Origin of the sequence: Devosia yakushimensis (genome assembly GCF_030159855.1) — a bacterium.
Lineage (GTDB): Bacteria > Pseudomonadota > Alphaproteobacteria > Rhizobiales > Devosiaceae > Devosia > Devosia yakushimensis.
This window is the reverse complement of record NZ_BSNG01000001.1, coordinates 1,453,299-1,478,088: the sequence shown is the minus strand read 5'-3', so window position 1 is coordinate 1,478,088 and position 24,790 is coordinate 1,453,299. Positions and strand designations below refer to the sequence as shown.

Annotated in this window: 23 protein-coding genes and 1 tRNA gene; 2 read left to right on the top strand and 22 right to left on the bottom strand. The window is 61.5% G+C overall.

Translation table 11 applies throughout. From position 1 onward, the window contains the following. Window positions 1-289 precede the first annotated feature (289 nt). Entirely contained in the window at window positions 290-610 is a 321-nt protein-coding gene (locus QQL79_RS07310; protein WP_284389398.1) for an MmcQ/YjbR family DNA-binding protein, read from the top strand. Window positions 611-671: 61 nt separating this feature from the next. Here the strand turns inward: QQL79_RS07310 and QQL79_RS07305 are convergent, their stop codons facing one another. The 22 genes from QQL79_RS07305 to QQL79_RS07200 all read right to left on the bottom strand — a co-directional run bounded on the left by QQL79_RS07305 (window position 672) and on the right by QQL79_RS07200 (window position 21,771). Then, window positions 672-923, bottom strand: coding sequence for a DUF1467 family protein (locus QQL79_RS07305; protein WP_284389396.1), 252 nt, complete (start codon window positions 921-923; stop codon window positions 672-674). A gap of 121 nt (window positions 924-1,044) precedes the next feature. Further along, on the bottom strand, window positions 1,045-2,718 hold the full coding sequence (locus QQL79_RS07300; protein WP_284389394.1) for a ribonuclease J: 1,674 nt from the start codon (window positions 2,716-2,718) through the stop codon (window positions 1,045-1,047). A gap of 72 nt (window positions 2,719-2,790) precedes the next feature. Continuing rightward, entirely contained in the window at window positions 2,791-3,621 is an 831-nt protein-coding gene (locus QQL79_RS07295; protein WP_284389392.1) for a biotin--[acetyl-CoA-carboxylase] ligase, read from the bottom strand. Continuing rightward, complete coding sequence (nuoN, locus tag QQL79_RS07290; protein WP_284389387.1) at window positions 3,622-5,067, bottom strand: NADH-quinone oxidoreductase subunit NuoN; 1,446 nt, start codon at window positions 5,065-5,067, stop codon at window positions 3,622-3,624. A gap of 9 nt (window positions 5,068-5,076) precedes the next feature. Further along, window positions 5,077-6,648: an NADH-quinone oxidoreductase subunit M gene (locus tag QQL79_RS07285; RefSeq protein ID WP_284389385.1), complete on the bottom strand. Its 1,572-nt coding sequence runs from the start codon at window positions 6,646-6,648 to the stop codon at window positions 5,077-5,079. Beyond that, entirely contained in the window at window positions 6,648-8,726 is a 2,079-nt protein-coding gene (gene nuoL, locus QQL79_RS07280) for an NADH-quinone oxidoreductase subunit L (RefSeq protein ID WP_284389383.1), read from the bottom strand. The genes QQL79_RS07285 and nuoL overlap by 1 nt, the downstream gene beginning before the upstream one ends. A gap of 11 nt (window positions 8,727-8,737) precedes the next feature. Further along, window positions 8,738-9,046, bottom strand: a complete 309-nt coding sequence (gene nuoK, locus QQL79_RS07275; protein ID WP_035097048.1) for an NADH-quinone oxidoreductase subunit NuoK — start codon at window positions 9,044-9,046, stop codon at window positions 8,738-8,740. 15 nt (window positions 9,047-9,061) lie between these two features. Further along, complete coding sequence (locus tag QQL79_RS07270; RefSeq protein WP_284389381.1) at window positions 9,062-9,670, bottom strand: NADH-quinone oxidoreductase subunit J; 609 nt, start codon at window positions 9,668-9,670, stop codon at window positions 9,062-9,064. 11 nt (window positions 9,671-9,681) lie between these two features. After that, window positions 9,682-10,170 carry an NADH-quinone oxidoreductase subunit NuoI gene (gene nuoI / locus QQL79_RS07265; RefSeq protein ID WP_284389379.1) on the bottom strand — a complete coding sequence of 163 codons (489 nt, stop codon included), beginning with the start codon at window positions 10,168-10,170 and terminating at the stop codon, window positions 9,682-9,684. Continuing rightward, window positions 10,170-11,267 (bottom strand): NADH-quinone oxidoreductase subunit NuoH, encoded by a 1,098-nt coding sequence (gene nuoH, locus QQL79_RS07260; RefSeq protein WP_284389377.1) that lies wholly within the window; start codon window positions 11,265-11,267, stop codon window positions 10,170-10,172. The genes nuoI and nuoH overlap by 1 nt, the downstream gene beginning before the upstream one ends. Window positions 11,268-11,276: 9 nt before the next feature. Continuing rightward, window positions 11,277-13,343: an NADH-quinone oxidoreductase subunit NuoG gene (nuoG, locus tag QQL79_RS07255; RefSeq protein ID WP_284389375.1), complete on the bottom strand. Its 2,067-nt coding sequence runs from the start codon at window positions 13,341-13,343 to the stop codon at window positions 11,277-11,279. A gap of 5 nt (window positions 13,344-13,348) precedes the next feature. Then, complete coding sequence (gene nuoF, locus QQL79_RS07250) at window positions 13,349-14,656, bottom strand: NADH-quinone oxidoreductase subunit NuoF (protein WP_284389373.1); 1,308 nt, start codon at window positions 14,654-14,656, stop codon at window positions 13,349-13,351. Window positions 14,657-14,658: 2 nt separating this feature from the next. Continuing rightward, window positions 14,659-14,862 (bottom strand): hypothetical protein, encoded by a 204-nt coding sequence (locus tag QQL79_RS07245; protein WP_284389371.1) that lies wholly within the window; start codon window positions 14,860-14,862, stop codon window positions 14,659-14,661. Next, the gene (nuoE, locus tag QQL79_RS07240; protein ID WP_284389369.1) at window positions 14,863-16,020 is read right to left on the bottom strand and encodes an NADH-quinone oxidoreductase subunit NuoE; all 1,158 of its coding nucleotides are present in this window, start codon (window positions 16,018-16,020) and stop codon (window positions 14,863-14,865) included. After that, window positions 16,020-17,213, bottom strand: coding sequence for an NADH-quinone oxidoreductase subunit D (locus tag QQL79_RS07235; RefSeq protein ID WP_284389367.1), 1,194 nt, complete (start codon window positions 17,211-17,213; stop codon window positions 16,020-16,022). Before QQL79_RS07235 ends, nuoE begins: the two co-directional genes overlap by 1 nt. Next, window positions 17,210-17,827: an NADH-quinone oxidoreductase subunit C gene (locus QQL79_RS07230; RefSeq protein WP_284389365.1), complete on the bottom strand. Its 618-nt coding sequence runs from the start codon at window positions 17,825-17,827 to the stop codon at window positions 17,210-17,212. The genes QQL79_RS07235 and QQL79_RS07230 overlap by 4 nt, the downstream gene beginning before the upstream one ends. A gap of 11 nt (window positions 17,828-17,838) precedes the next feature. Beyond that, window positions 17,839-18,420 (bottom strand): NuoB/complex I 20 kDa subunit family protein, encoded by a 582-nt coding sequence (locus QQL79_RS07225; protein ID WP_035096882.1) that lies wholly within the window; start codon window positions 18,418-18,420, stop codon window positions 17,839-17,841. Continuing rightward, window positions 18,411-18,776, bottom strand: coding sequence for an NADH-quinone oxidoreductase subunit A (locus QQL79_RS07220; RefSeq protein ID WP_284389361.1), 366 nt, complete (start codon window positions 18,774-18,776; stop codon window positions 18,411-18,413). Before QQL79_RS07220 ends, QQL79_RS07225 begins: the two co-directional genes overlap by 10 nt. 434 nt (window positions 18,777-19,210) lie before the next feature. After that, on the bottom strand, window positions 19,211-19,792 hold the full coding sequence (locus tag QQL79_RS07215) for an outer membrane protein (protein WP_284389359.1): 582 nt from the start codon (window positions 19,790-19,792) through the stop codon (window positions 19,211-19,213). 293 nt (window positions 19,793-20,085) lie between these two features. Continuing rightward, a complete protein-coding gene (locus QQL79_RS07210; RefSeq protein ID WP_284389357.1) occupies window positions 20,086-20,637 on the bottom strand; it encodes an outer membrane protein in 552 nt (183 codons plus the stop codon). A 188-nt stretch (window positions 20,638-20,825) separates the two neighbouring features. Continuing rightward, the gene (gene msrA / locus QQL79_RS07205) at window positions 20,826-21,554 is read right to left on the bottom strand and encodes a peptide-methionine (S)-S-oxide reductase MsrA (protein ID WP_284389355.1); all 729 of its coding nucleotides are present in this window, start codon (window positions 21,552-21,554) and stop codon (window positions 20,826-20,828) included. 140 nt (window positions 21,555-21,694) lie between these two features. Further along, window positions 21,695-21,771 (bottom strand) — tRNA-Asp (locus QQL79_RS07200). Window positions 21,772-22,247: 476 nt separating this feature from the next. On the opposite strand from QQL79_RS07200, the gene QQL79_RS07195 reads away from it, so the two are divergent. Continuing rightward, the gene (locus QQL79_RS07195) at window positions 22,248-24,782 is read left to right on the top strand and encodes an autotransporter family protein (protein ID WP_284389353.1); all 2,535 of its coding nucleotides are present in this window, start codon (window positions 22,248-22,250) and stop codon (window positions 24,780-24,782) included. Window positions 24,783-24,790: the final 8 nt, after the last annotated feature.

The window sequence follows — 24,790 nt, the reverse complement described above, 5'->3', positions numbered from 1 at the left end:
AAAAGTATCGACTCAAGGGTCTTCTTGATGCCCACTGAAATCCTACTCGTCCATCCGATGCAAGCATGGATGGCATGCAGAATCTAGGTGACAGCTATGGGACAAGTTGTTAGGGTCCCTGCCAATAAAACAAAGGCGGTTGAACCGCCGGACGTCGACAACGTCAAGGGAGGAGCGTTGGCAGCCGCTTCAGAGCGCGCCTAAGACCAGCGTATTGTCGAACAAACTCAATCCAGCGGGGCCTTGTGCCCCGCTTTTTTGTTTTCTCAGGCAGATCGGACCTCGGAAAATGGCCTTGGCAGCGGATTTAAGACGATTGGCAATGGCGCTGCCGGGCACGACAGAGGCGCCGCATTTCGACCGAGCCGCTTTCAAGGTGGATCGCATCTTTGTGACGCTGGCGGCCGACGGGTTGACGGCCAATCTGGCGCTGACCCCGGATGAGCAGGAGTTCAAATGCCAGCTCGCGCCCAATATCTTTCAACCGATCAACAATGCCTGGGGCCGCAAGGGCTGGACGACCATAATCCTGGCCAAAGCCAACGAGGCCGACCTGGAGGCAGCGCTCGTCATGGCGCATGTTCACGCCAGCGGCAAGGCGCGTCGCTAGATTCCTTGCTTTGTCGCGTTTCCGAACCGCAAAACCGTTGCCACTTTTGTTGGAAACGCTCCTAGCGATTCCAATAGTGATGCAGCGTCTCATTGCTCAGGCCCCAGAGCAGCAGACCGGTAAAGATGATGGCGACGAGTGTCGCCAGCCCCACCTTGCGCCAAAGCCGCGGGCTGACAGGCGCTCCTGGATCGGTACCGGCGACAATCTCGGTCCCTGCTTCGGCCTGGCTCTGATTGCCGATCGGCAGCACGGCGACAAAAGACAGCCACCAGATGACGAAGAATACGGCAAGCATCGAGCCAATTTGCATTTGAAGGTCCTTAGCGGGCACCTGCCCCGAAGGCGAGAGCGTGGCGCTGACAATAGCGCCACCCTCGCTGTTCCGACAGCCCATCCGGCGAACTGCCGGTGGGACATTCCGTCTCGGGCGATCAGACCCGGTGGACGAAGACCGAGACGTTGGGCTTACGCCCCCAATAGGCATTGACCTCGTTGCGGATGCCCTTGAACAGGGCGGAGTTCAGCACCTCGGTATCGCTGCGGCGCTTCGGCGGTACCGATTTGAGTACGCCTGCGATGGTGTCTTCGATCAGCTCGGAGACCGATTCATCCTCGGTCTCGGGCAGCCCTTCGATCACCAGATCGGGGCCGGAAACGACATGACCCGCGCCGTTTACACAAAGGCTGACCACTATATGGCCGCCGAAGGACAGGCGCCGACGGCCTTTTACGCCGCTTTCCTCCGGGGTGCAGAGCACCAGGCCGTCGAGATAGAGCTCACCGGTGCGCACTTCAGCGGGGAAAGCCATCGGCTCGGGGAAAAGCCGCACCAGATCGCCATTGCGGGCCTCGCAGACATCGGCAATGCCGGCTTCGCGGCCGAGCTTGGCATGGGCATCGAGATGCATGGCTTCGCCATGCACCGGCACCAGCACGTCCGGCTTGGTCCATTCGTAGAGCTTGCGCAGCTCATCGCGGCGGGGGTGGCCGGTGACGTGGACCAGGCCATCCTTCTGCGTGATGATCTCGATGCCCTTGTCGATCAGCAGGTTCTGGATATCGATGACTTCGCGCTCATTGCCCGGAATGGCCCAGGACGAGAAAATCATGCGGTCGCCGGCATTGAGGTCGATCACCGGATGATCCCCTCGGGCGATGCGGGCGATGGCGGCGCGCGCCTCGCCCTGGCTGCCGGTGCAGATCAGCACACATTTGTCGCGCGGCACGCTCTTATAGGCGTCCTGGTCGAGCAGTGGCGGCAGGCCTTCGAGCATGCCCAGTTCGCGGGCAATGCCGGTGATGCGGTGCAGCGAGCGGCCGGACATGACCACCTGCCGGCCGGCCTTGTGCGCGGCGCGGACAATGGAGATGACGCGGCCAACATTGGACGCGAAGGTGGTGACGGCGACACGGTGCGGGGCCTCGGCGATGAGGGCAGCGAGCGTTGCGGCAACGTCGGCTTCGCTGGGGCTTTCGCCGTCCTTCATGGCATTGGTGGAGTCGCAGATCAGCGCCAAAGGTGTGGTGCGATCCTGGCCGATGGCCTGCAGGCGCGCGACATCGGTGGGCGCATTGCCGACGGGCGTCGGATCGAGCTTCCAGTCGCCGGTATGCAGGGCGCGACCAACGGGGGTCGAGATCAGCAGGCCGTTAGACTCGGGGATCGAGTGGGCCACGTTGATCGCTTCGATGGTGAAGGGGCCGACGGTGAAGGGCTTGCCCGGACGCATGATGGTGATGTCGACATTTTCGACAATGCCATCCCCTGCCCGCTTGGCGGCCAGCATGGCGGAAGTGAAGGGCGTGGCGTAGACGGGCTTCTCAAAGCCCGGCCAGAGGTCGAGCACGGCACCATAATGGTCTTCGTGGCTGTGAGTGAGGATCAGGGCAAGCACGTCATCGGCGCGCTCCTCGAGAAATTCGGGATTGGCCATGATCAGTTCGATCCCCGGCAGGTCGGGCCCGCCGAAGCTGACGCCGCAATCGACGACAATCCATTTGCGCGAGCGCTCGGGGCCGAAGCCATAAGCGCCCATATTCATGCCGATCTCGCCGACGCCGCCAAGCGGCACAAAGACGAGTTCATCCCTTTGGGTTTTAGCCATGGGTCAGTTTAGTCCTTTCGCGCACGGCGCCGGTCGCAACTTTGGTTGCCGGTCGCCGCGCTATAGTGATGGTCAGCTTCGGGCGCTGGCCGTTGCCCCAAAATGCACGTCGCCCGCCGTTATCGCGATGCGACTATCATCATTGGCGCGGACGATCAGTCGCCCCGCGTCATCGATTGTTTCAAAAATCCCGCGTACGATGGCGCCGTTCTGGTTGACGGCCACCTCGGCGCCAATGCCGGCAGCGGAAGCGCGCCAACGCTTGAGCACGTCGCCAATGCCGCGACCGTCGTCCCACAGACGGAAGGCTTCCACCCAGGCATCGCTCAACGCCTCGAACACATCCTGCGCCGAGCGCGTGACGCCGAGTTCGGCAAGGCTGGTGGCCGGATAGGGCAAATCAGTTGGCGCCGCAACAACATTGACGCCGATGCCGATGGCAATGGCGTGGCGGCCATCGTCCCGCTTGGTTGCTTCCAGGCCAATACCGACCAGCTTGGCGCCATCGGCCAAAACGTCATTGGGCCATTTGAGGGCCACGCGGCTCCTGCCGCCGAGCCCGTCAGCGCCGTCAAGGCCGATTTTGACCGTCCCGGCGGGCAATACCGCGTCGAGCGCCGCGCCGATGGCGACACCAGCCACAAAGCCCAAGGTTGCGGCCAAAGCCGGGTCAGCGTCAGGGACGATCAGCAGCGTTGCCGCCAGATTGCCCGGTGTATGCACCCAGACCCTGCCCCGCCGGCCACGGCCTGCGGTTTGCTCTGTAGCCACAAACCAGATGCCGCCGGCATCGCCGGCTGCGGCTGCAGCCACGGCCTCTGCGGTGGTGGAGCCGATCGAGTCAAACGCGCGCAGCCGATATCCGGCCGCGCGCGCTTTTGAACCCAGTGAGAAATCCGCCACCTAGAACAGGCTTCCCGCGGCGGTATGCGCGGCATTTGCCAGCGGGCTACCGACCGTGAAGTAATAGGTGACGATGAGGAAGCCGCTGACGGCCATGATGATGTTGAGCTCCGCCGGAACGACTGCGAACTTGCGGACCGGTTCGTCGAAATACATCACCTTGACCACGCGCAGATAGTAGAAGGCGCTGACGGCCGAAGCCAGCACGCCGATCACCGCCAGCACATAGAGCTGGGCGTCGATTGCGGCGAGGAAGGCGTGCCACTTGGCGAAGAACCCCGCCAGTGGCGGCATGCCGATCAGCGAGAACATCAGGATGGCCATGATGGCGGCCACGAACGGCCGAGTCTGGGCCGCGCCAGCCAGCTCATCGATATTTTCGACATAGCCCTCTTCGCTGCGCAGCGAGAGAATGCAGGCAAACAGGCCCACCGTCATGGCGACATAGATGGCCATGTAGATCGCCACGCCCTCGACGCCCACCTGGGTGCCGGAGGAGAGGCCCACCAGGGCAAAGCCAACATGGCCGATGGAGGAATAGGCGATCAGGCGCTTGATTGACTTCTGGCCGATAGCGGCGAAGGCGGCCAGCACCATGGAGGCGATCGAGAGGAAAATCACGATCTGCTGCCAGTCATGGGAGATGGGCGCGAACGTATCCATCACCAGGCGGACCATCAGCGTCATCGCCGCCACTTTTGGCGCCGTGGCGAAGAAGGCCGTTACCGGGGTCGGCGCGCCTTCATAGACGTCGGGCGTCCACATATGGAACGGCACGGCCGAAATCTTGAAGGCGATGCCAGCGAGCAGGAACACTACGCCGAAGATCAGACCGATGGAGCGGCCTTCATTGGCGATGGCAATGACGATTTCCTGCAGATTGGTATGACCGGTGAAGCCATAGAGGAAGGAAGCGCCATAGAGCAGCATGCCCGAGGACAAGGCACCGAGCACAAAGTACTTGAGGCCCGCTTCGGTCGCCTTGCTGTCATCGCGCTTAATGGCCGCAAGCACATAGAGCGCCAGGGATTGCAGCTCGATGCCGATATAGAGGCTCATCAGATCGTTGGCCGAAACCATCATCATCATGCCGAGCGTGGCCAGCAGGACGAGGATAGCATATTCGAACTTGTGCGTGCCATTCTCCAACGCATTGGGCAGCGAGAGCATAAGCGCAAAGGCCGAACCGCCCAGCACCAGCACCTTCATGTAGCGCGCGAAGCTGTCAGCAATGAATACGCCGTTGAAGATCACGCCGTCGACCGGTTGGAACATGACCAAAAGGGCCACGACAGCCAGCAGGACCACCGACAAGTAGGAAACCAGCGGCGAGCGTTCTTTGTTGATTGCCACGCCAACCAGCAGCAGCACGATCGCGCCGATTGCCAGCAGCATTTCGGGATAGGCAGGAGCCAGGCTCGCGAAATCGATAACGTCAGAGTTCACGGGACTCTCCTAGTGGGCAGCAGGCTCGGCGGCCGGCTCTGCAGCGGTCGCCGGGTCGGCATGTTCGAGTGGCGCTTGCGCGTCGGCCAAGGCAACGGCGGGGTCAAGGCCGACCGCCGTAGCGTAGTGGGTGACCAGATTGTCGACCGCGGCGGCTGTGGTATCGAGGATCGGCGAGGGATAGAAGCCGAAGACGATGGTCAGCACGATCAACGGATAGAGAATGATCTTTTCGCGCAGGTTGAGATCGAGAATGGCCTTGAGGCTGTCCTTGGTCAGTGCGCCGAAAATCACCCGGCGATAGAGCCACAGAGCGTAGCACGCCGAGAAGATCACGCCGAAAGCTGCGCCGAAGGCGACCCAGGTATTGACCTGGAACACACCGATCATGGTCAGGAATTCGCCGACAAAGCCGGACGTGCCGGGCAGACCGACATTGGCCATGGTGAAGACCATAAAGGCGAAGGCATAGCGCGGCATGCGCTCGACCAGGCCCCCATAGGCTTCGATATCGCGGGTATGCATGCGGTCATAGATGACACCGACGCACAGGAAGAGCGCGCCGGAGACGATGCCATGCGAGATCATCTGGAACATCGCACCCTGGATGCCGAGCGCATTGCCGGCAAAGATACCCATGGTGACAAAGCCCATATGCGCCACGGACGAATAGGCGATCAGCTTCTTGATATCGGTCTGCACCAGAGCGACCAGCGAGGTCAGAATGATGGCGGCGACCGAAAGGAAGAAGACGATATTGGCGAACTGCGCCGAAGCGTCGGGGAACATGGGTAGGCTGAAGCGGAGGAAACCGTAGCCGCCCAGCTTGAGCAGGATGGCGGCCAGGATCACCGAGCCGGCGGTCGGCGCCTGCACGTGGGCTTCGGGCAGCCAGCGATGGAACGGCCACATCGGCATTTTGACCGCCAGCGAGGCGAAGAAGGCCCACCACAGCCAGGGCTGCATGCTTTGCGGGAATTCGTGGGTCAGCAGCTTGGTGATGTCGGTTGTGCCGCCATTCCAATACATGGCCATGATGGCCAGCAGCATCAGCACCGAGCCGGTGAAGGTGTAGAAGAAGAACTTGTAGCTGGCCTGGATACGGGCCGCGCCGCCCCAGATACCGATGATCAGGAACATCGGCAGCAGCGTGCCTTCGAAGAACACGTAGAACATGGCCAGATCGAGCGTGGTGAACACGCCGATCATCAGGGTTTCCAGGATCAGGAATACGATCATGTATTCCTTGACGCGGGTGTCGATGGATTCCCAACTGGCCAGGATCGCGAATGGCATCAGCAAGGCGGTCAGCACCACGAACAGCACCGAAATGCCGTCGACGCCGACGCGATAGCCGATAGTGTCGCCGATCCAGGCATTGTTCACGACGAACTGGAAGCCCGGATCGGACGGATCGAATGTCTGCCACATGGCGAGCGACAGCACGAACACGATGAGCGTCACGCCAAGGGCAATCCAGCGGATGGCACTGAGCGAGGTTTTGGGCGTGAACAGCAGCACCGCAGCGCCCACGAGTGGCAGCCAGGTCAGGATCGTCAGAATGGTGTTGTCGAAGGTCATCAGATCAGTCCCCCGGCCACGATGGCCCAGGTCAACAGCGCCGCAATGCCGATCAGCATGGCGAAGGCATAGTGGTAAACGTAGCCGGACTGCAGCTTGGTGGCCCAGGAGGTCACATTCTGCACGCGACGGCCAAGGCCCTCGGTCAGCTTCTCATCGATCAGCCAGTCATCGAAACCCTTCCAGACGGCACGGCCGATCCAGAGCGCAGGCTTGACGAAAATCCGGTCGTACAGCTCGTCGAAATACCACTTGTTGAGCAGGAACCGGTAGAGCGCCGGGTTCTGCGCAGCGAGGCGCTTGGGCGTCTCGGGCGAGCGGATATACATGTACCAGGCGGCAACGAAGCCGAGGATCATCGAGATGGTCGCGCTCCACTTGACCCAGAGCGGGACATGGTGAGCGGCTTCGATGATCTCGTGATCGACCACGAGCGAGCCGGCGAAGAAGTGTTCGATATGCTCCACATCGTGGAAGAACATGCCGTAGAACACCGCGCCCGCAACGACTGCGCCGAAGGCCAGCACATAAAGCGGGATCAGCATGACCTTGGGCGCTTCGTGGGCATGGTCATAGGCCGAGCCATGATCGTGATGGCCGTGGTCATCGTGCGCCGCATGATCGTCATGGGCATGATCGTCATGGGCATGATCGTCATGACCGTGACCGGCCGGGCGCGGCGTGCCGTGGAAGGTCAGGTGGATCAGGCGCCAGGAGTAGAAGCTGGTGAACAGAGCCGCGATGACAAGCAGCCAGAAAGCAAACATGCCGGTATTGCCGCCGACCGCATAGGCCGCTTCAATGATCGCATCCTTTGAATAGAAACCGGCAAAACCAGTCCAGAAGAAGTCAATACCCGGAATACCGACGCCGGTAAGCGCCAGCGTACCAATCAGCATCATGACATAGGTGATCTTAATCTTGTGCCGCAGCCCGCCCATGTTCCGCATGTCCTGCTCATGGTGCATGGCGTGGATAACAGCGCCGGCGCCCAGGAACAGCAATGCCTTGAAGAAGGCGTGCGTGAAAAGGTGGAAGACACCAGCCGAGTAAGCCCCTGCCCCGAGCGCCACGAACATGTAGCCGAGCTGCGAGCAGGTCGAATAGGCGATGACGCGCTTGATGTCGTTTTGCACGAGGCCAACCGTTGCCGCGAAGAAGGCGGTGATGGCGCCGATCACCAGCACGACGGTCATTGCCGTTGGCGAGGTCTCGAACAGCGGCGAGAAGCGCGCGACCATAAACACGCCAGCGGTCACCATGGTAGCGGCATGGATCAGCGCCGACACGGGGGTCGGGCCTTCCATGGCGTCCGGCAGCCAGGTGTGCAGTAGGAACTGGGCCGACTTGCCCATGGCACCCATGAACAGCAGCAGGCAGACCACGGTCATGGCGTGGAGGTCCCACGACAGGAAGCGGATCGTGGCGGTCGCAGCTTCTGGCACGGCATGGAAAGCGCCGTCGAAATCGATGTGGCCCAGCACCATGAAGGCGCCGAAAATGCCCAGGGCGAAGCCGAAGTCACCCACGCGGTTGACCACGAATGCCTTCATCGCCGCCGCATTGGCCGAAGGCTTGGTGTACCAGAAGCCGATCAGCAGATAGGAGGCCAGCCCCACGCCTTCCCAGCCGAAGAACATCTGCAGGAAGTTGTCGGCCGTCACCAGCATGAGCATGGCGAAGGTGAAGAGCGAGAGATAGGCGAAGAACCGGTTGCGGTGCGGATCGTCTGCCATGTAGCCGATGGAATAGACATGCACCAGGCTCGAGACCGTGTTGACCACGACCAGCATGATGGCGGTGAGCGTGTCAACGCGCAGCGTCCAGCGCAGGTCCATGTCGCCGACCTGGATCCAACGCATGATCTCGACCTTGAGCACGGCCGTGTGGCCGTCGGTCACAGCGCCAGCCAGCCCGCCGCCAAAGGCGACCGGCAGGAAGACAACCCAGGACAGGACAGCAGCAACCAGCAGGAGCCCCGTGGTGATGTACTCACTGGGGCGGTGCCCGATGGTGCGCCCCAGCAGCCCGGCGATCAACGCGCCGATAAGGGGCAGGAAAACAATCGCTTGAATCATAGCGGAGGTTCTTAGCCCTTCATCATGTTGACGTCTTCAACCGCGATGGAGCCGCGGTTGCGATAGAAAATAACCAGGATCGCCAGGCCGATGGCGGCCTCGGCGGCAGCCACGGTGAGGATCAGCAGTGCGAAGACCTGCCCCTGCAAGTCATTGAGCTGCGCGCTGAAAGCGACGAAGTTCAAATTGACGGCCAGCAGGATCAATTCCACCGACATCAGAATGACGATGACGTTCTTGCGGTTGAGAAAAATGCCGAACACGCCGAGCGTGAACAGAATTGCCGCTACGGTCAGGTAGTGACCGAGCCCGATACCCAAGCCCATATTTGCCTCCTACAGCCCTTGACCGCTTTTGACTTTGACGACCTTGACGGCCTCCGATGGCTTGCGCCCAACCTGATCGAGCGGGTTCTGCCGCTTGACGTTGGGCTTGTGGCGCAGGGTCAGGACGATCGCCCCGATCATGGCCACGAGCAGCACGGCGCCGGCGCCCTGGAACAGGAAGACGTAGCGCGTGTAGAGCACTTGCCCCAGCGCCCGAATATTGTCCATGCTGCCATCGATGGGCAGCGCGGCAGCACCCGCAATTTCGGGAGAAACCACGAAGCTGCCGGCAACCAGCAGCAGCTCGAGCAGCAGCACGGCGCCGACCAGCACGCCGATGGGTGCATATTGCAGGAAGCCCTGCCGCATTTCGGCGAAGTCGACGTCGAGCATCATGACGACGAAGAGGAACAGCACGGCGACCGCGCCGACATAGACCACGATCAGGATCAGCGCCAAAAACTCGGCGCCGGCCAGCATGAACAGGCCTGCGGCATTGAAGAAGGTCAGGATCAGGAACAGCACGGCATGCACCGGATTGCGCGCCGAGATGACCATCACCGCCGAAGCGATGGCGATGGCCGAGAACACATAGAAGAAGAACAGTGGAAGGGTCATGCTCTTCTCTCTTATCGGTAGGGCGCGTCGGCAGCGAGATTGGCAGAGATTTCACGCTCCCAACGATCGCCATTGGCCAGGAGCTTTTCCTTGGAGAAGTAAAGCTCTTCGCGCGTCTCGGTCGCAAATTCGAAATTGGGGCCCTCCACGATCGCGTCGACCGGGCAGGCTTCCTGGCAGAAGCCGCAATAGATGCACTTCACCATGTCGATGTCGTAGCGCACCGTGCGGCGGGTGCCGTCATTCTGGCGCGGGCCGGCTTCGATGGTGATGGCCTGGGCCGGACAGATGGCTTCGCACAGCTTGCAGGCAATGCAGCGCTCTTCGCCATTGGGATAGCGGCGCAAAGCGTGCTCGCCCCGGAAGCGCGGGCTGATATGGCCCTTTTCGAAGGGGTAGTTGATGGTCGGCTTGGGCGCAAAGAAGTAGCGCATGCCGAGGAAGAACCCCGACACCAGCTCGGTGAGGAGCAGCGTGTTAAAGACTTGGGCGACACGCATCAGGCGACCCCTCCATGCCAGCCCCAGCCGGTCAGCTGGAGCACGAAAGCGACGATGACGACCATGATCAGCGACAGCGGCAGGAACAGCTTCCAGCCAATGCGCATGAGTTGATCGTAGCGGTAGCGCGGCACGATGGACTTGGCCATGGCGAACATGAAGAACACCGCGCTGAGCTTGAGAACGAACCAGATGACGCCCGGAATCCAGGTGAAGGGCGGCAGATCGATCGGCGATGTCCAACCACCCAGGAACAGGACCGTGGTGAGCGCGCACATCAGCAGGATGGAGATGTACTCGCCCAGCATGAACAGCATGTAGGGCGTGGCCGAATATTCGGTCATGAAGCCGGCGACCAGCTCGGACTCGGCTTCGGGAAGATCGAACGGCGGGCGGTTCGTTTCGGCCAGGGCCGAAATGTAGAACACGATGAACATCGGAAAGAGCGGCAGCCAGAACCAGTTCAGGAACGTCAACTGCGGCAGGCCGATCATATGGGCGAGGCCCATTTCATACTGGGCGCGCACGATATCGCTGAGATTGAGCGAGCCGACGCAGAGCAGCACGGTGATGATCACGAGGCCGATAGAGACTTCATAGCTGACCATCTGCGCGGCGGAACGGAGCGAACCCAGAAACGGATATTTCGAGTTCGAAGCCCAGCCGCCGATGATGACGCCATAAACGCCCAGCGAGGAAATCGCGAAGATATAGAGCACGCCAAGATTGATATTGGCGATGGCCAGCCCCTCGCCCACCGGCACCACAGCCCAGGCGGCAAGCGCCAGGGTCGCGGTCAGCAGCGGGGCGAAGAGGAACAGGAACTTGTCGGCGCCGGCCGGAATGATCGCTTCTTTAAGGGCGAATTTCAGCAGGTCGGCAAAGCTCTGCAGCAGGCCGAACGGGCCGACCACGTTGGGGCCACGACGGATTTGCACGGCAGCCCAGATCTTGCGGTCAGCCAGCAGGATGAAGGCGGTGAAAACCAGCAGGCAGACCAGCAGCAGCAGCGTCTTGTAGATGAGGCCGACATGGATGCCCCATCCCAGGATCGGGATGCCCAGCAGGTAGTCGAGAGCGGTAGTGATAAAGTCCATTATGCTCCCCTACTCCGCTGCCTGGCGCAGGCCAGCGGCCAAAGCGGCGGATTCGCCCATGACGGCGGATGCGCGGGCAATCGGATTGCTGAGATAGAAATCCGCCACCGGCGACACGAATGCTGCCTTCTTGCCCTTGGGCGAGGTCTTGGCCAGCTTCGCGATATCGGCAGCCTTGCCTTCGGCAATAGCGTCGATGCGGGCCAGATGCGGGAATTCGGCATACATGGCGGCCCGCAGCTGGGCCAGCGAGTTGAAGGCCAGCGGCTGTCCGGCCACGGCCGATAGAGCGCGGATGATGGCCCAATCTTCCTTGGCATCGCCCGGCGGGAACACGGCGCGGTTGGTCACCTGCACGCGGCCCTCGGTATTAACATAGGTGGCGCTCTTTTCAGTGTAAGCAGCGCCTGGCAGGATGACGTCGGCACGATGTGCGCCATTGTCGCCATGGGTGCCCAGATAGACGACGAGCGTCTCGCCGAGCTGGGTCATGTCGACTTCGTCGGCCCCAACCAGGAACAGCACATCGACACCGCCAGCCAGCATGGCGGCCGTATCAGCAGCACCCTTGGCCGGCACGAAGCCAACATCGAGAGCACCGACGCGGGCGGCGGCATTGTGCAGCACGGCAAAGCCATTCCAGCCGGCTTCGATTTCGGCATTGGCCGTTGCGAGCTTGGCGGCGGCGGCCAGCACGTCGGCAGTTGCGGCGCCTTCACCCACGATCACCAGCGGCTTTTTGGCCTTGGCCCAAGTCTGCGCGAATTCGCCATTGCCGGCCACCAGATCAGCCAGCGTATCACTGCCGGCGCCGAGATGGGTGTAGCTATAGGTGAGATCAGCTGCTTCCCCGATCACGCCGATGGGCAGGCTCGTGGCGCGCCACACCTTGCGGATGCGGGCATTGAGCACAGCGGCTTCACGGCGCGGATTGGTGCCGATCAGCAGGATGGCGTCGGCCTGTTCGATCCCGGCAATGGTCGGGTTGAAGATATAGGAGGCGCGGCCATTGGCGGGCGACAGGCCCGAACCGGCGGGACGTGCATCGACATTGCCCGAGCCGAGCGCGGCCAGCAGCGCCTTGAGCGCATAAAGCTCCTCGGCGCCGGCCAGATCGCCAGCGATGGCGCCAATACGGGCGCCGGGCTTCTTGAGGGCCTTGGCAACGGTCTGGAATGCATCATCCCAGGTGGTGGCGCCCAGCCTCTTGTTGCGCCGCACATAGGGGCGATCGAGCCGCTGGCTCTTGAGGCCATCCCAGATGAAGCGGGTCTTGTCGGAAATCCACTCTTCATTGATGGACTCGTTGATGCGCGGCAGCACGCGCATGACTTCGCGGCCACGGCTATCGACGCGAATGGCTGAACCGACTGCATCCATCACGTCGATGGATTCCGTCTTGGTCAATTCCCACGGGCGGGCATTGAAAGCATAAGGCTTGGAGGTCAGCGCGCCCACCGGGCACAGATCGATCACATTGCCCTGCAGCTCGCTCGACAATGCCTTTTCGAGATAGGTGGTGATCTCGGCGTCTTCGCCGCGACCTAGCAGCCCCATTTCGGCAATGCCGGCGACTTCGGTGGTGAAGCGGACGCAGCGCGTGCAGTGAATGCAGCGGTTCATCGAGGTTTTGACCAGCGGGCCAATATACTTGTCCTCGACGGCGCGCTTGTTCTCGGCGAAACGGTTCTTGTCCACGCCATAGGCCATGGCCTGGTCCTGCAGATCGCATTCCCCGCCCTGATCGCAGATCGGGCAATCGAGCGGATGGTTGATCAGCAGGAATTCCATCACGCCTTCGCGGGCCTTTTTGACCATGGGCGTGTTGGTGAACATTTCAGGCGGCTCGCCATTGGGGCCGGGCCGCAAATCCTTGACCGACATGGCGCAAGAGGCCTGCGGCTTGGGCGGACCGCCCTTCACCTCGACCAGGCACATGCGGCAATTGCCAGCCACCGACAGGCGCTCGTGATAGCAGAAGCGCGGGATTTCCGCGCCAGCGGCCTCGGCCGCCTGCATCAGCGTGAAATAGTCCGGAACTTCGACCAGCTGGCCGTCGACTTTGATATTTGCCATCAGCCTTACTCCGCCGCAATCGACGGCACGGCGCCGTCGGAGGTGGACGAATATGTGTACTGGTCAATCCGCGCCTCGATGACGTCGCGGAAATTGCGGATCAGGCCCTGCACCGGCCACGCGGCAGCGTCGCCGAGGGCGCAGATGGTGTGGCCTTCGATCTGCTTGGTCACGGCGAACAGCATGTCGATTTCGCGCTTCTGGGCGCGGCCTTCGACCATGCGGCCGAGCACGCGCATCATCCAGCCGGTGCCTTCGCGACAGGGCGTACACTGGCCGCAGCTTTCATGCTTGAAGAAGGCGGCAATACGCCAGATCGCCTTCACGATATCAGTGGACTTGTCCATGATGATCATGCCGCCGGTGCCGAAGGACGACTTCTTCTCGCGCAACCCGTCGAAATCCATGATGGCATCCATCATGTCTTCGCCGCGCACCACGGGGCACGATGCGCCGCCGGGAATGACCGCGAGCAGATTATCCCAGCCGCCGCGGATGCCGCCGCAATGCTTTTCGATAATGTCCTTGAAACTTTCGCCCAGGGCTTCCTCGAAGGTCGCAGGCTTGTTCACATGGCCCGAGACCATGAAGAGCTTGGTGCCCTGGTTGTTCGGACGGCCGATGGACGCGAACCAGGCGCCCGAGCGGCGCAGGATTTCGGGCACGACGGCGATGGACTCGACGTTGTTCACCGTGGTTGGGTTGCCATAGACGCCCATGCCGGCCGGGAATGGCGGCTTGAGGCGGGGCTGGCCCTTTTTGCCTTCTAGGCTCTCCATCAGCGCGGTTTCTTCGCCGCAGATGTAGGCGCCGGCGCCGTGATGGACGATGATGTCCAGGTCCCAGCCGTGGATATTGTCTTTGCCGATCAGCTTGGCCTCATAGGCCTCCTCGACGGCGCGTTCCAGATGCTGACGCTCGCGGATGAATTCGCCGCGCACATAGATAAAGGCCAGATGCGCATCCATGGCACGGGCCGCCAGCAGGCACCCTTCGACCAGATGGTGCGGATCGTGGCGCAGGATTTCACGGTCCTTGCAGGTGCCGGGCTCGGATTCGTCGGCATTGACCAGCAGGTAATGCGGACGGCCATCATTGACCTTGGGCATGAAGGTCCATTTGAGCGCGGTGGGGAACCCGGCCCCGCCACGGCCACGCAGGCCCGACGCCTTGACCTCATTGGTGATCCAGTCGCGCCCGGAGTCGATAAACTCCTTGGTGCCGACCCAGGCGCCGCGAGACCGCGCGCCTTCAAGGCCCCAGTCGCCCTGGCCATAGAGATTGGTAAAAATGCGATCCTTGTCAGCGAGCATGATCAGCCGTTCCGCTTCCGCAAGTATGAAAACCAGGCAGCCACTCCGATGGCCGCGCCAATGGCGCCCAGCAAAGCTGGCGGGGCACCTGGAATAAGGTAAGCAACAAGGCCCTGGGCAATGATCATGGCCATGACTACAAAGCCTGCGCCCATGGCGTAGTCCTTGCCGGTCAGCTTGCCAAATTGGATCTTGCCCTCAGCCATTTAGCGCGGGTCCTTCCCAAATACCTTGCGGTACTCTTCGACTCCGCCCTTGGCGAGTGCTTCGGCCTGTTGCAGCCAGTTGTCGCGCGCAACGCGACCCTTGAAGCTCAGTGAGTCCTCGACCTTGGCAATATCCTCGGCCGAGAGCTTGGCAACCTGGCTCCACTGGGTAATGCCGATGGCATTGAGCCGCCCTTCAAGCACCGGAGCGACGCCGGAGATCAGCTTGAGGTCGTCCGGCGCGCCCTTGGGCGCCTTGAACAGCGGCGCAACAGCACCCTTTTCGGCCGCGGACTTGGCCTTGGCCTTTTTGCCGCTATCGATCGCCTCGGCATCGGCCGCCTTGCGCTCACCCTCAGCCTTGGCCTCGGAGACCTTGGCCTGCTTGGGCGTACCCTTGAGGGCGGGAGCGGATTCTTCGCTCACATCCTTGGGCTTGGCGGCCGTGGTCGGCGCCTGCGGGGCAGCAGCGGCCGGAGCCGGAGCTGCGGGTGCGGCAGCATCCACCGGCGGCGGAGGCGGCACGAATTTCTCGCGCTTGGCTGTCGGCTTTTCCAGTAGCGTAGTACGACCGCCTTCGGCAGCCGAATTCAGCCGCTCGATCTGGGTGCCCGGCTTGATGGTGTCGCCCTTGCCAGCATGGAAGGCATCGATGATTTCTTCGAGCCGAGCTGGCGTCAGGTCCTCATAGGTGTCCTGGAAAATCGCCACCATCGGGGCGTTGACGCAGGCGCCGGCACATTCGACCTCTTCCCAGCTCAGCGTGCCATCGTCATTGAGATGGTGCGGATCGTGGTGGATCTTGCTCTTGCAGACCTCGATCAGTTCCCCGGCCCCGCGCAGCATGCAAGGCGTCGTGCCACAGACCTGCACATGGGCCTTGGTGCCCACGGGCTGCAGCTGGAACTGGGTATAGAAGGTGGCGACCTCAAGCACACGGATATAGGCCATGCCGAGCATGTCGGCGACCTTTTCGATCGTGGCGCGGGTGACCCAGCCATCCTGTTCCTGGGCGCGCATGAGCAGCGGGATAACAGCAGATTGCTGACGGCCGGTCGGGTAAAGCCCGATCTTCCATTCCGCCCATTTGGCGTTTTCAGCGGTAAAGGCGAACGCGGCCGGTTGAACCGACTCGTCCGCAAGGCGACGCGCGACCATTAGCGATCAACCTCTCCGAACACGATATCGAGCGAGCCAAGGATGGCCGAGACGTCAGCCAGCATGTGGCCGCGACACAGGAAATCCATGGCCGACAAATGCGCAAAACCCGGCGCGCGGATCTTGCAGCGGTAAGGCTTGTTGGAGCCGTCGCTGACGAGAAAAACGCCGAATTCGCCCTTGGGCGCTTCAACGGCGGCATAGACCTCACCGGCCGGCACCTTGTAGCCCTCGGTATAGAGCTTGAAGTGATGGATCAGCGCTTCCATTGAGGTCTTCATCTCGCCACGGCTGGGCGGCACGACCTTGCCATCGAGCGAGGACACCGGGCCCTTGCCATCGACGGCATTCAGCTTGTCCACGCACTGCTTCATGATGCTGGTCGACTGGCGCATCTCTTCCATGCGGATGAGATAGCGGTCGTAGCAGTCGCCATTCTTGCCAACCGGGATGTCGAAATCCATTTCGGCATAGCATTCGTAAGGCTGGCTCTTGCGCAAATCCCAGGCAGCGCCCGAGCCGCGCACCATCACGCCCGAAAAGCCCATATTCCAGGCATCATCGAGATCGACCACGCCGATATCGACATTGCGCTGCTTGAAGATGCGGTTGTTGGTCAGAAGGCTATCGATATCGGCAAGCGCCTTGGGGAAGGTCTCACAGAACGTCTCGATATCGTCGATCAGCGCCTGCGGCAGGTCCTGATGGACGCCGCCGGGGCGGAAATAGGCGGCGTGCATACGGGCACCCGAAGCGCGCTCATAGAACACCATGAGCTTTTCGCGCTGCTCGAAGCCCCAGAGCGGCGGCGTCAGTGCGCCGACGTCCATGGCCTGGGTCGTGACGTTCATCAGATGCGCCAGCAGGCGCCCGATTTCCGAATAGAGCACGCGGATCAACTGGCCGCGGCGCGGCACTTCGAGGCCCAGCAGCTTCTCAACAGCCAGGGCAAAGGCATGCTCCTGGTTCATCGGCGCCACATAGTCGAGGCGGTCGAAATAGGGCACGGCCTGCAGATAAGTCTTCTGCTCGATCAGCTTTTCGGTGCCGCGATGCAGCAGGCCGATATGGGGATCGACGCGTTCAACGATTTCGCCGTCCAGCTCCAGAATCAAGCGTAGCACGCCGTGAGCGGAGGGGTGAACCGGCCCAAAGTTGATGGTGAAATTGCGGACTTCGGCTTCAACGGTCATTGCTTGGCCTTCTCGTCACCGGGCAGGACATAGTCTGTACCCTCCCAAGGCGACAGATAGTCAAAGGTGCGGAATTCCTGCATCAGCTTGACTGGCTCATAGACGACCCGCTTGCGCTCTTCGTCATATTTGACCTGGACGAAGCCGGTGACCGGGAAGTCCTTGCGCAGCGGATGCCCGTCAAACCCATAATCGGTCAGGATGCGGCGCAGGTCGTTGTGACCGGAGAACAGCACGCCATAAAGATCGTAGGTTTCGCGCTCGAACCAGTCGGCGCCGCGGAACACGCCGGTAATGCTGGGCACAGGCTCGACATCGTCGGTGGTGAGCTTGACGCGGATGCGCTGGTTCAGATGCGGGCTCATGAAGTGGTAGACCACGTCGAACCGCTCATCGCGCTCGGGGTAGTCGACCGCCGTCACGTCGGTAAAGCTAATGAACCGGCACTTGGCATCGTCGCGCAGGAACGTGGCAACGGCCACAATTGCGTCGCGCTCGATGGTCAGTGTCAGCTCGCCATAGGCGATCTCGTTGGCAAGAACCGCGCTGCCCAGGGCCCCGGCGATGTACTCGCCAAGCGCGGTCAGCGGATCAACCTCGATAACCTCATCCATGAAACGGGATCCTAGCGTTCGATGGTGCCGGTGCGGCGAATCTTCTTTTGCAGCAGCAGGATGCCGTAAAGAAGCGCTTCGGCCGTCGGAGGACAGCCGGGAACGTAGACGTCCACCGGCAGCACGCGATCGCAGCCGCGCACCACCGAATAGGAATAGTGATAATAGCCGCCGCCATTGGCGCAGCTGCCCATGGAGATGACATAGCGCGGCTCGGGCATCTGGTCGTAGACCTTGCGCAGAGCCGGAGCCATCTTGTTGGTCAGCGTACCGGCAACGATCAGTACGTCGGACTGGCGCGGAGAAGCGCGCGGCGCGGTGCCGAAACGCTCGATATCGTAGCGCGGCATCGACATCTGCATCATCTCGACGGCGCAGCAGGCCAGGCCCGTCTGCATCCACATCAGGGAGCCCGTGCGGGCCCAATTGACTAGCTGCGATACGGTGGAAACAAGGAATCCCTTGTCCGCCAATTCGTCCGTCACATCGGTGAAGAACGGATCCGTCGCGCCGGCAGTCTTATTGGTGCGCGGGTCGATGAGCCCGGTGGGGCGCGGCGCGACCAGCGTAGCGTTCTGTTCGCTCAATCCCATTCGAGAGCCCCTTTCCGCCATTCATAAATGAACCCGACGGTCAGAACGCCGAGGAAGATCATCATCGACCAGAAGCCGAACCAGCCGACATCGCGGAAGGCCACGGCCCAAGGGAAGAGGAAAGCCACTTCCAGATCGAAGATGATGAAGAGAATCGACACCAGGTAGAAGCGGACGTCGAACTTCATGCGCGCATCGTCGAACGCCTCGAAGCCGGCTTCGAAAGCGGAGACCTTTTCGGGGTCTGGACGCCTCACCGCGACAATGAATGGCGCCACCAGCAGGGACAGTCCGATAAGACCGGCAATGCCGATGAAAATGACAATGGGCAGATAGTCGCTGAGCAAATCAGTCATGCGGCAGCCTAACACTCAAAACCGGACGGGAGAGCCGGGAACGCGAGAGTTCTGCGAGCAATTGGGGCAAGCGAACCAACGCGAAAGTTGATGGGCTTGGGATTAGACCTTTGGCTAGCGCGTTTCAAGGGAAAGAAAATATGAGCAGAATAATCATATATCGGTATTTCGCGATGACGCTAATTTGCCGCCACAATGCGCGAAAACGACAGAAAACTTTTGCGTGAAAACGCGTTCACACGAGGTTCGCACTTGCTGCGCAAATGACAACAGACTGTGCACATCGGCGAAACCAAACCTGCCTTTGTGCTAACCGGCAATCACACGAATCGAGACGGCAAAAGCAAAACGGCGAACCACACGAAGTGGTTCGCCGAATTGGGCTTACAAGATTTCGGAAGACGAGGCGCGAACGCCCCGCCCTCTTATAAATCTTAGAAGTGGTAGGAAACGCCGATGGTTGCCTTGGCAGCGTCGAAGAAGTCGTCGCCAACAGCGTCATCGAAGTAGCCATAGCCAACAACCTGGCCACGGACGGTGACCGAGTCGGTGACAGCCAGTTCAACACCAGCGCCAAGCTGGTAGACGCCCTGGTTGTCGTCGCCGATGGCGCGGTCTTCGAGGGTCTCAACGCCAACACCGGCCAGTGCGTACACCAGGACCGAGTCGGTCACGATGGCACCAACGCGACCGTTGATGAAGAAGTTACCAGCGTTGATGTCCTGGTCGAGGGCATTGGTGCCCCAGACGTATTCTGCAGTGCCTTCGAGGCCGAGCAGGATCGGATCAGCAACGATGAAGTTCACGCCGACATGAGCACCGATGACGCCGTAGTTGTTGTCGTCACCGAAGAACAAGCCGCCGCCCTGAACACCAGCGTAGAGGCCATCCCAAGAGAAACCGGCTGCTTCATAGATCGGAGCAGGGGTGGTCGGGATGATGAGGTCAGCGGCCTGAGCACCACCAACGAGCAGCGCGGCAGCAGCCACACCGAGAGAAAGCGAACGTACAAACATATCTTGCACTCCCATAGAGTTAACCGTAGTCGACCGATAGATGCCCCACCGATGCTTGGCTGACAAGCCTTACCAAGGGCAATTTTGGGGGCTCGGATAAGATTCAATGACCATTTGGGGGCGGGTGTTGCATCAATACCGCGCAATTGGTTCAATTTGATACAAATACGGCTTGAACCGCACCTGCCTGTGTCCGCCAAGCGGCAGAATCAGGGCACCCACAAAGACATAAGCCCGTCCGAGAACCACCCAGTGCCCACTATAGACGGCGCTATCGGGGCAGATGTCAAGAATCAGAAGTGGTAGTTCGCACCAATGGTGAACTGGTTCTTGGCGTTGTCGCCAGACAGCGGGAAGCTGCGCAGATATTGCGCCTCGACCGAGACGCTGTCGGTGATCGCCATTTCCACCCCGCCGCCGAACAGCATGTCGTCTTCTTCGGGGGCGCCAAGGTCGAGCCCGTAGCCGCCCGCGGCATAAACCGCGACATCGTCGGTCACCGCCAGGCCGGCGCGGCCCAGGATCTGGCCATAGGTGGTTTCCTCGGCGCCGTCATTGCCGGCCAGGCCATGTACGGCCACTTCGGCGCCCAGGAGATAATAGTCGAACTGGGCATTGACGCCGGCCTGCACGCCCAGACCGTATTGCGTATCGCTCGCCTCACCATTCTGCACGACACCGTAGACGCCGGCATAAAAGCCGCTCCAATCGAAGCCGGCCGACTCGGCAACAGGCATTTCGACGGGCGTCGAGGTGGGCACGGTGATCATATCGGCAGCATGGGTCGCTCCGGCCGAAGCGGAGGCGGTCAGGGCGGCGATAGCCAATGTGTAGAACAGTTTCATCGCTGTTCTCCCTGCCAGTGAGACGGTCTGCCACAGGAACCCGCAATTGCTCGGCTTGGTTCCGTGGCCCTGTCTGGCCAGCCAGTTCGAACGGCCAGACAATCATCTTGCGGGACCTTACTGGCAGAAAGGCGCCGCTCGGGAGGCCAAAACGTGGCAGGGCGCCAAGGACCGCCCTGCCCTCCTTATTATAAGGTCCCCACAAGCACCGGGTCTTCCCGGTATTCATCGGGAAACAGCGATTTGAGCGCCGCGATCTTGGGCAGGTCGTTCACCACTATATAGGGCCAGGTCGGATTCAGGGTCAGAAAGTCCTGATGATACTGCTCGGCCGGATAAAACGCCTGGAAGGGTTCGATCGTGGTAACGATCGGCCCTTCGAAGCGCCCAGAGCTGTCGAGCTCGGCGATATAGGCCTTGGCCAGGTCCGCCTGTTCTTCGGTGACCGGGAAGATCGTCGAGCGGTATTGCGTGCCGTGATCAGGGCCCTGGTAATTGAGCTGGGTCGGGTTGTGCGCAACCGAGAAATAAATCTGCAGCAGCTGGCCATAGCTGACGACGGCCGGATCATAGGTGATCTGCACGGTCTCGGCATGGCCTGTCGTACCGCTGCCGGTCTGCTCGTAGGTGGCTGTTTCCGCTGCACCCCCGGAATAACCCGATACCGCATTGGTCACGCCAACCACATGCTGAAACACCCCCTGCACGCCCCAGAAGCAGCCGCCGGCAAACACCGCGGTTGCGGTGGCCCCGGATTCTGCAATGTCGCTAGAAGGCGCTGGAATCACCACGGGCTCTTCAGCGGCCCGCGCAGGCTGCATGGCCGCCAGCAGCAGGACCGGCAAAAACAGCAGTGAGGCGAACTGAACACGCGGCCGGCCGGACAAGACGGCTAAAGATGAGGCGATACGAGCCATGATACGAACCTTCAGGTTGAAGCAGCAATGCTCACAGGTACGTATAATATGGGCCAAAGGTTACAGCGGATCAGCAGTATCACGCGCAAATGAAGCGCGACACAGCGGCCATTCAGGCACCAACGATTTCAAGGAAAACGTGGCGCGAGAGACGGGGCTCGAACCCGCGACCTCCGGCGTGACAGGCCGGCGCTCTAACCAACTGAGCTACTCCCGCAGCGGCAAACTCAACTCGTTTGCGCAACGTGGCGTCGATGTACCCAGCCCCCCCTGTGAAGTCAAGCGCTCAAAACCGCCTTTCTTGAAGAAGTTTCAGCGGCCTGTGGGAAACTTCGAAAACCCGGGCGGAACGGACCCAGGGTCGCGCCCTCCGAGGGCTAAGCCGCTGGCAGTACCAATTATTAACGTCGCATCAATTCCATGTAGCCGCTCACGTAAAGGTGAGCCTAAGATGGCCTTATCGCAGGCAGTTCCAAGTTGCCGGCAACAAAACCATGGAGGCCAACATTGTTTTGCTATTTACGGACCCCAAGACAACTCATTGTATTTTCTACGATTTCAGGCTCTCTACTACTGACGACGGCGGGAGGAGCATCTGCGGCATGCGTATTTGTCGTCACGGCGGGTAACGATACCTATGTCTGCGACTCGGGCAGCTCGGCGGGCTTTGTCGATCTTGGCGGCAACAATGTTTTGACCCTGCCCATGGGGGGCACCGGGGTCATCACCAGTACTGTTTCGTTCGGCGGCGGCGCCGATACGGTGACGATCCGCTCAGGAACAACCGCCGCAATCGAACAGGGCAGCGGAATCGATCATTTTGAAATGAGTGGCGGCACCGTTGCCGCCCTGCAGCAAGGCGATGGCTACGACACCTTCCTGATGACCGGCGGCACGATTACCGGCGCTTTCGTCGATGGCGACTATGCCGAACAGAGCGGCGGCACCATCGGCCGGGTGGATATGAAACTCGCCGATAATTTCTATTACCTCAGCGGCGGACAGATTCTGGGGAACCTGGTGACCGGCTTTGGCCTCGATACAATCGTGGTTTCAGGCGGCGCCATTGGCGGCAATATCAGCACCAGCGGCGGCAATGACGTGATCCGCGTATCGGGCGGTACGATCGAGGGTGAGATTCGCGCCAGCTTCGGCAATGATACCTTCGACTGGACCGGCGGCGCCATTTTCAACAACGTGCTGCTGGGCGCCGATTCCGACGTCGCCACGATCGGCAACCTTAACGCGGCCACCATTGCCGCCGCGGGGAATATCGATGGCGGCGAAGGGGCGGCCGCGGGCGCCCCTGTCGCCAGCGATACGCTCAAATTCGAAAATAGCCATGCCATCAACGGCGCCCAGTTCATCAATTGGGAGACCATCCAGCTCAATAATGGCTCTACGCTGAGCCTGAGCGACAATCTCGTGCTGGGCGACGCCACCAGCACGACCGGCCGGCTCGATATCGATTCGAGCAGCTATCTGATCGCCAGCGGCGCAGCCGGGATTGCCCCGGCCGTGGCTGGCTCGCTGGTGCAGGTCAACAATGCCGGCGTCATCCAGATGACCCAGTCGGGCACCCCGAGCGCCACCGATACGCTGACCATTCAGGGCAATTATACGGGTATCGGCGGCTCGCTATTGCTCGATACCTATCTGGGTGTCGATGGCTCGCCGTCTGACAAGCTCATCATCTCGGGCGGCACGGCGAGCGGCCTTACCGGCATCGGTATCGTCAATGCCGGGGGCCCGGGCGGCGGCACCACGGGCAGCGGCATCATGGTGGTCCAAGCCACCAATGGCGGCACGACGGCCGCCGATGCCTTTGTGCTGGATCGTGCGGTCGCGGCCGGCGCCTACGAATATTTCCTGTTCCGCGGCGGCGTAGCCGCCGGTGAAGAGCAGAACTGGTATCTGCGTTCGCAGCTCCTGCCGGTTCCCGTGCCGCCCCCGCCGCCGCCCGAGCCGGTGGCGCCCGTGGCTCCCGCGCCTGAAATCGACGAAGGCGAAACGCCGGTAGCCCCCGTGCTGCCCCCTGCCCCGGTCGATCCGGCGCCCGATCCGGAAGTTCCGGGCACCGTGCCGCCGCCAGCCGTGGCCGAGCCTTTGCCGGAAGCGCCTGTCGATGGTCCGCTGCCTCCGGGCTCGCCGCCACCGGCAACGCCGACGGTTCCGGTGATCGATCCGTCCAATCCGGCCGGATACGCTATCGTCGCCCCGACCAGCCAGGCCAGCCTGCCCGACGCCTCGCTGCTGCTGGCGGGCGGCGTCGTGCCGCTCTACCGCATCGAAGCGGCCAATTATGCGGCCTTGCAGCCATCGGCCTATCTGCTGGCTATCGAATCGCTCTCGACCTTCCATAACCGGCGCGGCGAGCAGGCCTATCTGCCCAATGCAGATACGGAAAAGCGCAACGCCTGGTTCCGGGCGCTGGGCAGCTCGACCACGGCCGGCTGGTCCGGCACGGTCGCGCCGACATTTGACGGCACCATCGGCGGCTTCCAGGCCGGCATGGATCTCTATTCCGTGGTGGACGAGGACGGCGCAACGACCCAGGCGGGCGTCTTTGCCGGCTATGCGCATATGAGCGGGGACCTGCGCGGCTTTGCGCTGGGATGGGCCAATTACGACACGGGCACGCTGGGCCTGGGCGCCGCTTCGGTGGGCGCCTATGCCACGCGGATCAATGAAGATGGCTTCTATCTCGATGGCGTGCTGATGGCGTCCTATTATACCGGCGACGTCACCTCGACCCGTGGCCTGGGCATCGATGTCGACGGCTACGGCCTTACCGGCTCGATCGAGGCCGGCTACCCGATCGCCCTGGGCGGCGGCTGGGCCATCGAACCCCAGGCGCAGGCCATCGTCAATTTCACCAACTTCTCGGATGGCAGCGACCCCTTCGCCGCGATCAGCTTTGACAGCAGCACCATGGTAACGGGGCGGCTCGGTGCGCGGCTCTATAACCGCATCGAGACCGAGACCGGGTTCGTCCAGCCCGAGCTCATGGCAAATCTCTGGCAGAATCTGGGGGATTTCACCACGCGGCTCGACAATGACGTGTTGAGCACGCCGGGCAATTCCACCGTGCTGGAGCTTGGCGCGGGGGTGACGGGCCAGGTCAACGACACGTTCAGCTATTTCGCCAATGCGAGCTATTCCTTCGACGTGGCGGGTGGAGAGCGCTCCGGCGTCACCGCGCGGGTCGGGCTGCAGCTCAAGTGGTGAGGGAGAAA